This is a genomic window from Hymenobacter seoulensis (genome assembly GCF_054780535.1).
Window position 1 is genome coordinate 1,439,576 of the sequence record NZ_BAAGWD010000001.1, and the last position, 11,967, is coordinate 1,451,542.

Annotated in this window: 9 protein-coding genes and 1 tRNA gene; 7 read left to right on the top strand and 3 right to left on the bottom strand. The window is 56.1% G+C overall.

Going from position 1 to position 11,967, the window contains the following annotated elements; all coding sequences use genetic code 11:
- Nucleotides 1–112 precede the first annotated feature (112 nt).
- Together ACYVHC_RS06195 and ACYVHC_RS06200 are read left to right on the top strand one after the other, a co-directional pair.
- Nucleotides 113–3,598 carry a TonB-dependent receptor gene (locus tag ACYVHC_RS06195; protein WP_460612796.1) on the top strand — a complete coding sequence of 1,162 codons (3,486 nt, stop codon included), beginning with the start codon at nt 113–115 and terminating at the stop codon, nt 3,596–3,598.
- 166 nt (nt 3,599–3,764) lie between these two features.
- Nucleotides 3,765–3,838, top strand: a tRNA-Ala gene (locus tag ACYVHC_RS06200).
- Between the two features lie 135 nt (nt 3,839–3,973).
- Here the strand turns inward: ACYVHC_RS06200 and cysK are convergent.
- Both cysK and ACYVHC_RS06210 read right to left on the bottom strand, forming a co-directional pair.
- The gene (gene cysK / locus ACYVHC_RS06205; RefSeq protein ID WP_460612797.1) at nt 3,974–4,897 is read right to left on the bottom strand and encodes a PLP-dependent cysteine synthase family protein; all 924 of its coding nucleotides are present in this window, start codon (nt 4,895–4,897) and stop codon (nt 3,974–3,976) included.
- A gap of 77 nt (nt 4,898–4,974) precedes the next feature.
- Entirely contained in the window at nt 4,975–5,811 is an 837-nt protein-coding gene (locus ACYVHC_RS06210) for a serine O-acetyltransferase (RefSeq protein WP_460612798.1), read from the bottom strand.
- Between the two features lie 183 nt (nt 5,812–5,994).
- On the opposite strand from ACYVHC_RS06210, the gene ACYVHC_RS06215 reads away from it, so the two are divergent.
- Nucleotides 5,995–6,336, top strand: coding sequence for a cupin domain-containing protein (locus ACYVHC_RS06215; RefSeq protein WP_460612799.1), 342 nt, complete (start codon nt 5,995–5,997; stop codon nt 6,334–6,336).
- Nucleotides 6,337–6,432: 96 nt separating this feature from the next.
- On the opposite strand, the gene ACYVHC_RS06220 is transcribed toward ACYVHC_RS06215, so the two are convergent.
- Complete coding sequence (locus ACYVHC_RS06220) at nt 6,433–8,418, bottom strand: peptidylprolyl isomerase (RefSeq protein ID WP_460612800.1); 1,986 nt, start codon at nt 8,416–8,418, stop codon at nt 6,433–6,435.
- Nucleotides 8,419–8,656: 238 nt separating this feature from the next.
- Between ACYVHC_RS06220 and ACYVHC_RS06225 the strand changes: the two genes are divergently transcribed.
- The 4 genes from ACYVHC_RS06225 to ACYVHC_RS06240 all read left to right on the top strand — a co-directional run bounded on the left by ACYVHC_RS06225 (nt 8,657) and on the right by ACYVHC_RS06240 (nt 11,933).
- Complete coding sequence (locus ACYVHC_RS06225; protein ID WP_460612801.1) at nt 8,657–8,938, top strand: hypothetical protein; 282 nt, start codon at nt 8,657–8,659, stop codon at nt 8,936–8,938.
- Between the two features lie 77 nt (nt 8,939–9,015).
- A complete protein-coding gene (locus ACYVHC_RS06230; protein ID WP_460612802.1) occupies nt 9,016–10,407 on the top strand; it encodes an ATP-binding protein in 1,392 nt (463 codons plus the stop codon).
- An 88-nt stretch (nt 10,408–10,495) separates the two neighbouring features.
- Entirely contained in the window at nt 10,496–10,897 is a 402-nt protein-coding gene (locus ACYVHC_RS06235; RefSeq protein WP_460612803.1) for a response regulator, read from the top strand.
- On the top strand, nt 10,887–11,933 hold the full coding sequence (locus tag ACYVHC_RS06240) for an adenylate/guanylate cyclase domain-containing protein (protein WP_460612804.1): 1,047 nt from the start codon (nt 10,887–10,889) through the stop codon (nt 11,931–11,933). Before ACYVHC_RS06235 ends, ACYVHC_RS06240 begins: the two co-directional genes overlap by 11 nt.
- Nucleotides 11,934–11,967 lie beyond the last annotated feature (34 nt).

Consider the following 11,967-nt stretch of genomic DNA (forward strand, 5'->3'; position numbering starts at 1 on the left):
ATAATTATAATAGTACTAATCTCTATCCAGTCAATTATTAATAACATTTTAATAACATTGGTCCTGAAAGCAGTGCCTTAATTTTGCAGTCGATTTTCACTAATCCCCCTTTATGAAACGCAATCTTTACGCTTCTGTAGCTCTGGTGCCGCTGGCTGTTTTGGCAGCACACGTAAGCTGGGCACAGGGTACTACCACAGCAGCAATGAACGGTGTCATCACCGACAAAGCTGGCGAAGGCCTGCCCGGTGCGACAGTTATTGCGGTGCACACGCCTACCAACACGCAGTACGTAGCGCCTACTAACTCAGAAGGTCGCTTCAACCTGCAAAACATGCGTGTAGGGGGACCCTACACGGTACGGGTAACCTTCGTAGGTTACAAGGAAGCGGTGCGGGAAAATATTTCCCTAAGCCTAGGCCAGAACCAGCGCCTGGACATTAACCTGAGCGAATCAGAACAGGTACTGGGTGAGGTGGTAGTAAGCGGCCGTCAGGACCCTATTATCAACGCTGGCCGAACCGGCGCGGCAACGACAGTACAGCGCGAGCAGATTGAGCGCCTGCCTACGCTGAACCGTTCGCTGAACGATTTTACCCGCCTTACGCCCCAGGCTAATGGCCAAAGCTTTGGTGGCCGCAACAGTGGCTTCAACAACATTACCGTTGATGGCGCCATTTTCAACAACGCCTTCGGTCTGCAATCAACGGTAGGCGGCCAAGCTGGTGCACAGCCCATTTCGCTGGATGCCATCGACCAGATTCAGGTGAGCATTGCGCCCTTCGACGTACGCCAAGGCTCGTTCACGGGTGCTGGCATTAACGTAGTGACTCGCTCCGGTAGCAACAAAGTGTCGGGCTCGCTTTACGGCTTCTACCGCGACCAGAACTTTGTAGGTAGCAAAGTAGGCGACTTCAAGCAGGACTACCCTGACTTCCGGTTGCATAACGAAGGTTTCCGGGTAGGTGGTCCTATCATCAAGGACAAGCTGTTCTTCTTCGTGAATGCCGAGCGCGAGCGTCGTAACGACCCGCCGACTGGTAACTTCACGGCCAACCGCTCTGAGACGCCACCAGTAGCTGGCTCCCAGACGTCACAAGCTTCGGCACGTGAACTGGACATTCTGAGTAACTTCTTGCAGCAGCAGTATGGCTACAATGCTGGCGCTTACGAGAACTATCAGCTGCGTTCAAACAGTGACAAGGCGACGGTGAAGCTTGACTGGAACATCAACCAGAATCATCGCTTCAACATCAAGTACAACTACCTGAAGTCGTACGCGGATATTCCACCAAGCACCTCGGGAGCTATCAATAATCAGCGTTCCCAGTCGCAGTTTGGCTTGCCATTCTCGTCGTCTTACTACACTATCAATAACAACCTCAACTCGTTTATTGCTGAACTGAACAGCACCTTAGGTGGTGGTAAGTACAGCAACAACCTGACGGCAGGTTACTCGGCTTTCCGCGATTACCGCGAAAGCAGCGGCGGTATTTTCCCGCTGGTTGATATTGGAACCAGCATTGGACGTAGCACGGGCGCCGGCCTAAATGGCATTAACGCCTCTAACTCGCTGACTTCATTTGGTTACGAGCCTTTCTCGGCTTTCAACATCCTGAACTCAGACGTTTACCAGATTGGTGACAACTTCACGGCTTACCTCGGTAAGCACAACGTAACGGTTGGTACTTATAACGAATACTACAAGTTCCGGAACGGCTTTGCGCCGAACTACTACGGTAACTACTCGTTCAACTCACTGGAAGATTTCTACGCTTCCGCTGGGTTCAACTACGACCGGACTTCGGGCTCACTGACTGCACTAGCTCCTGGCGAAACGCGTCCGGGCCCAGCTCGCTACAACCTGCAGTACTCTGCTATTCCTGGCGGCGCCTTCCCCTTCGCCGACATTGAAGCAGCCCAGCTTGGCCTGTATGCCCAGGACGAATGGTCGCCGCGTAACAACCTGCGTGTAACCTACGGGGTGCGGGCTGACCTTCCGTTCCTGACTTCAGACCTGACACAGAACACGGCTGCGGCCAACCTGACCTTCCGCGACGGAGTGAAGATCAACACCGGCGCTGTACCCAAAAAGCAGGTTCTGTTCTCGCCCCGCGTTGGTTTCAACTGGGATGTAAACGACGACAAGAAGACTCAGCTACGAGGCGGTACGGGTATCTTTACCGGCCGGGTACCCTTCGTTTGGCTTTCGAACCAGGCTAGCAATAACGGTGTGCAGTTCGGCTCGTACAGCCTGAGCGGCTCGGCTACTGTGAACCCCGTAACGGGCACTCCATCGTACTTCGACCCTAGTGTAGATGCCTACCGTCCGGAGAATGCTAGCGCCAATACGGCTTACAACTTGGCTGTTACCGACAAGGACTTCAAATTCCCGCAGGTGTGGCGCACCAACCTGGCTATCGACCAGCAACTACCTGGTGGCATCATCGGTACGCTGGAAGCCTTCTATACCCGCGACCTGAATGCGGTGTATCATCAGAACGTGAACCTGCCCGGCAGCGAGGAGTCTCCTTACAACCGCGCTAGCGGCGCCGATACCCGGCCTATTTTCTACACCGTTAACAACCCGGTGGTGATAACGAACGGTTTGGCGGCTACTACCCGTAACTACCAGATTTACGCGGGCCGTGGTGGTGCTTCTGCTACTAATCCGAACATCAGTGATGCTATCCTGATGAAAAACACGAACAAAGGCTATTCGTACGCCGTGACAGGCCAGCTGCAGAAGTCATTCGATGCTGGCTTGTACCTGAGCGCTGCCTATACGTACTCTGATTCGCGTTCGGTAAATGATGGCGGCTCGATTGCTCAATCTATCTGGCGTGACCGTGCCGTATCCGGCGACCCGAACGCAGAAGCGCTGAGCTATTCTAACTTCCTGCAGCAGCATCGTATCATCGGTTCGGCATCGTACCGCAAGGAGTACTTGGGCCACTTAGGCACTACCCTTTCGCTGTTCTTTGAAGCTGCTCCTGCCGGCCGTTTCTCGTATGTGTACTCCGGCGACATGAACGGCGACAACCAGACGTCGAACGACCTGATGTACGTACCCCGCACGCAGAGCGAAATCAACCTGCGCGACATTAACTTGACGGCTGCTCAGGGCGGTGGCCGCTATACCGCAGCTCAGCAGTGGGCTGACCTGGACGCGTACATCAACCAGGACAAGTACCTAAGCTCCCGCCGCGGCCAATACGCGGAGCGTAACGGTGCCGTACGCCCCTGGCAGAACCGCCTCGACGTACGCTTGCTGCAAGATATATTCACTAACATCGGTGAGAATCGTCATAGCCTGCAGGTAAGCATCGACATCTTCAACGTTGGCAACCTGATCAACAGCGACTGGGGTACTTTCCAGACGGCCAACCGCGTGAACCCGCTGACTTTTGCTGGTTACAACGCTGATAGTCAGCCTGTTTTTGAGTACCGCTACCTGACGAACCCCTCCTCTCGGACGGTGAACGGCACCACCACGGTAACACCGGGTGTTCCGCTCAGCAAAACCTTCCGCGATGATACCGGCGGAATTGGTTCGCGTTGGCAGGGACAGATTGGCCTGCGCTACATCTTCAACTAAGCCAACGGTTTAGCTTTGCAAAAAGGGGTTGACGCTAGCGTCAACCCCTTTTTTTAGTTCCATACGCGCAATTATTTTCCACTTTTTTACCTTCAAGACTTGCAGATTCAAAAAGGCACCGTACTTTTGTCACACCAAACGCAACCGGCGAATGGAACTATAAAACGGGGGATTAGCTCAGCTGGCTAGAGCGCTTGCATGGCATGCAAGAGGTCATCGGTTCGACTCCGATATTCTCCACTCCCGTACTCAAAAGCCCAACCTACCGGTTGGGCTTTTTTTGTTGCCTAGGGGTTTCGACGCCCGCGGTAAAAAGCAAAGTGCCCGTACCGGCTAGCCAGTACGGGCACTTTGCTTGAGTTAATAGCCTAGTACTTACACGAACAGGCCTTCTACTGACAAATAACGCTCGCCGGTATCGTAGCAGAAAGTGAGAATACGGGCACCCTGGGGCACCTCGTTCAGTTTTTTGGCCACCGCCGCCAGCGACGCACCCGACGATACGCCCATGAAAATACCTTCTTCACGAGCAGCCCGACGTGCATATTCAAACGCCTCTTGCTGGCTCACCTGAATGGTACCATCCAGCACATCGGTGTGGAGGTTTTCGGGGATGAAGCCGGCACCAATACCCTGAATAGGGTGCGGGCCAGGAGCGCCACCGCTGATTACCGGCGAAAGCTCCGGCTCTACGGCAAACGTCTTCATATTCGGGAAGTGAGGCTTTAGCTGCTCCGTTACGGCTGTAATGTGGCCGCCGGTGCCCACGCCGGTAATATGATAATCGAAGCCACCCTCCGGAGCATCGCGCAAAATTTCCTGGGCGGTGGTTTCGGCGTGTACTTTGATGTTGGCTGGGTTGGAGAACTGCATCGGCATCCAGGCGCCGGGCGTGTCGCGCACTAGTTCGTTGGCTTTCTCAATGGCGCCTTTCATTCCTTTCTCGCGGGGCGTCAGCTCCAGGTTCGCACCGTAGGCGGCCATGAGGCGGCGGCGCTCAATGCTCATGCTTTCGGGCATTACTAGGGTAAGCTTATAGCCTTTTACGGCGGCCACCATGGCTAGCCCTACTCCCGTGTTGCCGGAGGTAGGCTCCACAATCAGGCTATCGGGCGTCAGAATACCATCTCGCTCAGCCTGCTCAATCATGCTCAGGGCAATGCGGTCTTTGATGCTGCCGCCGGGGTTGGCGCGCTCCAGCTTTACCCACACTTCTACATCGGGGCGATGAGCAAACAGCTTATTAATGCGTAGCAGAGGCGTGTTGCCGATGGTATCGAGAATGGAGTTGGCTTTCATTAGGTTGAGTAAATGAATGAATGATCAATAGGCAAAGAAGCAGCAGGCAGGCCCGAAGACGAGCTGTAGCTCACTGCTCAGATGGAAAACATGATGTCCTCGGTGGGGTCCTGAGTGCGGGTAACGTGGATCTGGGCGCGATGGTAAATGCGGGAGTGCGAAGGCACGCTCTCGGTAAGCCACACATTGCCCCCGATGATGCTGTGGCTGCCCACCGTGGTACTGCCGCCCAAAATAGTGGCTCCGGCGTAAATCACCACATGGTCCTCGATGGTGGGGTGCCGCTTGATGCCCTGCAGGTGCTTTGCCACGCTAAGGGCACCTAGTGTTACGCCCTGAAAAATCTTGACGTGAGAGCCAATTACGCACGTTTCGCCAATTACTAGGCCGGTTCCGTGGTCAATGCAAAAGGAAGGACCAATACGTGCGCCCGGATGGATGTCGATGCCGGTGCGCTGGTGCGCGTATTCGCTCAGGATGCGTGGCACCCGCGGCACGCCCCGCTGGTGCAGGCCGTGGGCAAAGCGGTGCATGGCTATAGCATAGAAACCCGGGTAAGTACCTACCACCTCTGCCATGCCCTGAGCCGCAGGATCCGCCTCAACAATAGCGGCGGCATCCTGCAGCAGCATTGCGCGCAGTAACGGGAGCCCGGCCATGAGGGCGCTGGCTAGCTCCGGCGCCGGCTGAGGCGTAGGCACTGCCCGCAGCAAAACCGTCAAATCATCTTGCAACTGGCGCAGGGTAGCGGCTACTGCATCGGAGTCGCGGAGGGGGCGCACGGAGCGCTCCGGGAACAGCAGATCTAGCAGGTCTTCGGCCAGTTGGCAAAAGGCTGCGGCCGGCAGTGGAGCGGCCGTTAGCCGATGCGCTTCGGCTAGTTCCTGTAGGAACTCCTGATCAAGAGAAAGCATAACTACACTACAAAAAAGGCCAAGGCCTGCGTTTAACTGCCAACAAGTGGAAGATAAGCCGTCGGCGACTTTTTTTAACCACCCAGCGAAAGTAAGGTTTGCCTGAACACCAATAGCAACCTCCTGTAGCTGGACCGCGTTAGGTTGGAGAATTACTAGTATTTCACCTTACTCACTTATCTCATGGCTGATACCACCATCACCAAAGTTGATTCCCGCTTCTCCCCTACCGGCACCGATGGCGAAAAATACCTAGCCTCGGGCGTACATGTGGCCATGCGCCTCTGGGAAGATGAGCAACCTAGTGAAGCAAAAGAGCCTTCTTCACGGCCATACGAAACCGTGGGCTACGTACTAAAAGGCCGTGCCGAGCTGCACATTGAAGGCCAGATGGTTGTGCTAGAACCCGGTAACTCCTGGGTGGTGCCCAAGGGAGCCTCGCACACCTATAAAATACTGGAAGCCTTTTCGGCAGTAGAAGCCACTACCCCACCCGCGCAGGCCCACGGCCGCGACGAAGAGTAATCCGCTTTTGCATGTTATACAAAAAGCCCCGGCTGCACACATGTAGTTGGGGCTTTTTGGTGGGCGAAGCTTTCTCCAGGTTCTGGTATCAGCACATCAGTTTATGAGCTCTACTTTCTCAATACGGTCGCCAATATCGAGGCGGCTGACGACATCCATGCCTTGCACTACCTGCGCGAAGATGGTGTAGCGGCCGTCGAGGTGGGGCGTGGGGGCGTGCGTGATAAACCACTGGCAGCTTTCGGTATCCTTGCCCGCTGACGCTAGCCCCACGGCGCCTTCTCCGTAGCGTAAATCGGCAAACTCGGAGCGGAGGTTATAGTCGGAGCTGCCCCAGCCGTCGCCACGGGGGCAGCCACCCTGAGCTACAAAGTTGGGAACCACACGATGGAAGTTTTTGCCGTCGTAAAAGCCTTTTCGCAGCAGCTCAACAAAGCTGGCGACGGAGCCTGGTGCCTGCTCCACCAGCAACTGCATTACTATGTCGCCTTTGGATGTGCGCACGGCCACACGCTGCCCGGCCGGGATGGTATTCACGACTCCCCAATCGATGGGGTGCGTGGCAGCTTTGGCAATGGGCGCGGCCGTAGCGGGGCGGTTTTGCAGGAAATCAATGGTCTGCTGCAACGAAAGCCACGCTTCTAGGTCGCGCGGGAGAGTCAACCGGTCGCGGGCTTGCAACAGGAAATCAGGGTTGGATAGTACCCGGCGCAAGTCCAGCTTGGGGTCCCGGATAGCTTCAGCGGCCGTACCCATGAGGGCCACATCGCCACTCAACACACCGCGTCGCAAGGTCAGGGCAAAGTCATCTTGTAGGGTAGCAGGAAAGCCTGCCTGGTGGCGCATAGCTACCAAGGCTTCCATGCCATACGTACCAATTACTACCGATTGGTTGGGCGCAAACGTGGCCTGCTGCACAAAATTGAAGGCGGCGGGGTCTTCGCCTAGGGCTTTCAGCAGGTACCCCTTTTCGTAAGGGCTAGTGGCCGCGGCGTAGCGCTCCTGCACCGCACGCTGAATGGCGGGGCGCTCCGGACCGGTTTGGCGCAGCGCGGCAGCTAGTAGCGTGGCCCGCACGCGCCATTGCTCCAAGCGGTTGGCTTTCTCCAGAAATAAGGTTCCGGGCTCGTTAGTGGCGTGAGCCAGAAAAAACTCAGCTGCTGATAAGGCCACCTGAGCATTGGCATCAGTCAGGGCATCCCAGGCGGCCTCCTTTACGGGTGCGTACATGGGGGCACTCAGGGCACGCAACGCACTTACCCGCACCCGATAATCTGGGTCGCGGCGGGCTAGGGCAGCTAATATACCCGGCACAGTAGGGTCGGTGGCGGCTTTGCTCAGGGCTGAGGTGGCACCGCTGCGCACGGCATAATGCGGATCATGCTGCGCTGCCGCGCTTATAGCCGGAACGTAAGGAGCCAGATTGAGCCCGCGCGTACGCGCTAGGGCATTGGCGGCGGCCAACCGGGCGGTTACGGGCTTGTCGCGGCCTAGCAGCTGCACTAGGCGCACTACAGCGGCCTCGGAGGTAAGACCACGCAACCCAGCCCGATAGAGCCCCCACGCTTGTCCGCTCAGAGCGGCCGTATCAGAAGCCAACGAGGCAGGCAGGCGCGTGAGCGTTACTAGCCCCGCCCGCGAGGTGCAACGCCCCAATGCCTCCAGCACATAGCGCCGCACTACAGCATCGGGGTCGGTGCTGATGCGCTGCGTTAGGCCGGCTTCGGCGGTTGAGTCAGCAGTTTGGCCTAGGGCATAGGCGGCGGCCCGGCGCACACTTGGCTCGGGGTCTTGCAGGCGCGTGAGCAACGAGGGCGTGGCGGTTTTGTCCTGCACCGAGGCTAGGGCTTCGGCGGCTGCCTGCCGGTAGGCCGTGTTGGAATTCGTGAGATACAACAGCAGCACGCCCGTACGGCGCTCATCCTGGCTGGTGGCAATGCGCCGCAGCACCGAGTCGGCGGCAAAGCGGTTGGGTGCCGCTGCCACCCTAGTGGCACTAGGCCGGGGCGTGCAGCTAGCCATTAACAGACAACTGAAAGCAGCCGGTAGCACGGCCGCCCGATACAGGGCTGAGTACATCATAGTAGCCCCAAGGTAGGAGGGTTTCGGCAAGTTTTCGCCCTAGCCACCGGGCAGTTTGCGGCGGTTTCAGCCCGAAAAGACCCTAGCAGAAATAGAACTCATCTGTACTGACGGAGCTAAAGCCGGCCCGGAAAGCAAAAAGCCGGCGGCAGATATAGGGATACTAGTTTATAGTGGCATATTTACAGCAGTAATTATAGTATCGATGTCGGGTGTCAAATTAGGTTTATTGTCTGCTGTGCTGCTTCTCGCTACCCTGAGTAGCCAGGCACAAAGCCGCACTGGGCAAGCTGCTCCGGTTAGCACTCAGAAAGAGCTGACGGTGCACCTGACGTTACCCACGGTGGTTGGCCTCATCGGGGAATATGTGGGCATCTTGAGCTCTAAAGAGAAAGGAAAGGTGAAAACCATTACGGAACGCAGCCGCCCACGCACCACCAGCAATCCGGTGCTAATTCTGAAAGTGCCCCTGCCCCGCCTTTTCTCCTCCGATGACAAATCCCCTTCCAAACCCAACTGATTTTGCTTCTTCAGGAAGCTGAAGCTTTTCTCCGCCGCCGCTCTTAACCCCCTCTGCCTCCTTCACTTGCTTCACCCATGAATCTTAATGCCGATGTATTGCTCAGTGTGGGAGTAGCCTTGCTCATCGTACGAGGATTGCGCCGGTTTCTGGATTTACCAACACGCTTACCTGTACAAAATCGGCTGCTTAACTGGCTATGGCTTCCGGGCCTGCTCCTGTTTGTAGTGGCACGAGCCATCCAATGGAAGTCCGATCAGCTGGATGAGCTCTACATGCTTTTTGTGCTGGGAACCGTGGTTCTTGTGTTGTTCCAAGTGCGCGATTACCGGCCGGCCCGCACCCTCTTGCTGGCAGTGGCTCCGTTTGTGCTCTACTCGCTCGTGGAGCTCCTGATAGCCTTGGGCGGCGCCAGCTTGCTGAAAGAGTACGATGACTCGCTGGAAAACTCCAAAGGGTTTGCCTTTATCTGGTTATTTACCTTCTTGCTGATTGCTCGCAGTCAAAAGAAAAACCTGGAAAAAGAACGTATAGCCCGCGAAGAAGATGAAAAAGCCAAGCGCCTGATTGAGGCCCAGAATGCCGAGCTGGAACGACTTGTTGCCGAGCGCACGGCCACGCTTACCCAGCAGGCCGAGGAACTGCGCCACGCCCTGACAGAGCTAAAAACCACCCAAGCCCAACTTATTCAGGCCGAAAAGATGGCCAGCCTCGGTGAGCTTACGGCCGGCATTGCCCACGAAATTCAGAACCCGCTCAACTTCGTTACCAACTTCTCGGATGTGAGTACGGAGCTGGTGACGGAGCTGGAAGAAGAGCAGAACAACCCTGACCGCGACCCTGCCCTGGAAGCCGATTTGCTTAATGACTTAAAGCAGAACCTGCAGAAAATCACGCACCACGGGCAGCGGGCGGCCAGCATTGTGCGCGGTATGCTAGAGCACAGCCGGGCCAGCAACGGCGAGCGGCAATCTACTGACCTGAACTTGCTGGCCGACGAATACCTGCGCCTAGCTTACCACGGCCTGCGCGCCAAAGACAAAACTTTCAACGCTACCCTCGTAACCGATCTGGATGAGCGCACGGGCTCCATCGAGGCCATTTCGCAGGACTTAGGCCGCGTGCTGCTGAACCTATTCACGAATGCTTTTTACGCTGTGCAGAAAAAGCAGGCCCTGAAACTGCCTAACTACACTCCTACCGTAACGGTAACTACCCGGTGCCTGCCTTCTGATGAAGTGCAGGTGCGGGTCCGCGACAACGGCACGGGCATTCCCGAAGCTCTGGTCGAAAAAATATTTCAGCCTTTCTTTACTACCAAACCCACCGGCGAGGGCACGGGCCTGGGCCTCTCGCTCAGCTACGACATCGTCACGAAGGGCCACGGCGGTACGCTGGAGGTGGAAACGGTAGAAGGAGAAAGCACGGAGTTTATTATTACCCTACCCCGCGGCGAAAAAGCGAAGTAACTGTTGTAGTATCCTACACAGCCAGTTGCTGCTTTTTGCCGTCTTTCATGTTTACTTCTCTCATTGTCTGCTTCGGCAGCCTTAGTTCATGATAAAAATACTGGTTGTTGACGACGAAATGGACGTACGCACCCTGTTCGAGCAACGCTTCCGGCGCGAAATCCGCAGCGGCGAGTTCTCGTTCACGTTTGCGTATTCGGGTGAGGAGGCTCTTGCCTACCTGCACGATCATGCCTCCGAAGTCGTCCTGATTCTATCCGATATCAACATGCCCGGCATGAGCGGCCTGGAGCTGCTCAAGCAGATCAAGAAGGAATACCTGGCCCCGCCCCCTCCGGCGGCTCCGCTGGTTATGATGATTACGGCCTATGGCGACGACGATAGCCGAAACGAAGCCCTGGAGCTGGGAGCCAACGATTTCCTGACCAAGCCCGTGGACTTTGCCGCCCTCAAAGAAAAACTCATCTCGCTAGCCCACCATGAAAACTAAAATTCTGGTTGTAGACGATGAGGCAGATTTAGAGCTGCTCATCAAGCAGAAATTCCGCCGCAAAATTCGGGAGGGAAACTACGAGTTTACCTTCGCCCACAACGGCCAGGAAGCCCTGGATTCCGTGCAGGCGCATCCCGATCTGGATATTATTCTGTCCGACATCAACATGCCGGTGATGGATGGCCTAACGTTGCTGACCAAGCTGCAGGAAGTGAACCCGGTGCTGAAAACGGTGATGGTGTCCGCCTACGGCGACATGCAGAATATCCGGACGGCCATGAACCGCGGCGCTTTCGATTTCGTGACTAAACCCGTGGACTTTCAGGACCTGGAAGTGACCATGGACAAAACAGCGGCGCACGTAAAGCAGCTGCGCGAAACCTTGCGCGCCATTCAGGAAAACAACATCCTGAAAATGTACGTGGATGAAACCGTGCTCAACTTTGTAGGCAAGCCCGGCTTTGAAAACCAGCTCATGGCCAGCGAAACCGTAGAGGCTACGGTGGTATTCATTGATATCTGCGGCTTCACGTCGCTGTCGGAAGTACTCCCCCCTGCTGATGTGGTAACCATGCTCAACACTTACTTCGACCAGATGGTGAAGGAGATTATTGCGCAAGGCGGCTACGTGGATAAGTTTATGGGCGACGCCGTGATGGCCGTGTTCCGCGGCGAATACCACCTCGACCGCGCTGTGGATGCGGCGCTGGCGGTGCGTACGGTGGTGCAAGCCAACCAAAGCACCTTACCGAATGGCAAGCCCTACCAGCCAGAGGTCAGCATTGGCATCAACACCGGCGAAATGGTATCGGGCAACATTGGGTCCGCCTCGCTGAAGCGCCTCGATTACACCGTTATCGGGGATAATGTAAACATCAGCCAGCGCCTGCAGTCCGTGGCGTCTCCGGGCCAGATTATCATTACCGAGGCTACCTATCAGCGGCTGAAAGAGTCGTTTCAGTGCAAGCCCATCAAAGAAGTTACCCTCAAGAACAAGGTGCAGCCCGTCATGATTTACGAGGTAGTAGCCTAGCCAGATATACCTAGGCGGCCGAGGGTTTACTAGC

Bases quoted from the DNA above. Each gene is read 5' to 3' on its own strand.
- ACYVHC_RS06195 (WP_460612796.1), top strand. From the start codon at position 113: ATGAAACGCAATCTTTACGCTTCTGTAGCTCTGGTGCCGCTGGCTGTT.
- cysK (WP_460612797.1), bottom strand. From the start codon at position 4,897: ATGAAAGCCAACTCCATTCTCGATACCATCGGCAACACGCCTCTGCTA.
- ACYVHC_RS06210 (WP_460612798.1), bottom strand. From the start codon at position 5,811: ATGCTTTCTCTTGATCAGGAGTTCCTACAGGAACTAGCCGAAGCGCAT.
- ACYVHC_RS06215 (WP_460612799.1), top strand. From the start codon at position 5,995: ATGGCTGATACCACCATCACCAAAGTTGATTCCCGCTTCTCCCCTACC.
- ACYVHC_RS06220 (WP_460612800.1), bottom strand. From the start codon at position 8,418: ATGATGTACTCAGCCCTGTATCGGGCGGCCGTGCTACCGGCTGCTTTC.
- ACYVHC_RS06230 (WP_460612802.1), top strand. From the start codon at position 9,016: ATGAATCTTAATGCCGATGTATTGCTCAGTGTGGGAGTAGCCTTGCTC.
- ACYVHC_RS06235 (WP_460612803.1), top strand. From the start codon at position 10,496: ATGATAAAAATACTGGTTGTTGACGACGAAATGGACGTACGCACCCTG.
- ACYVHC_RS06240 (WP_460612804.1), top strand. From the start codon at position 10,887: ATGAAAACTAAAATTCTGGTTGTAGACGATGAGGCAGATTTAGAGCTG.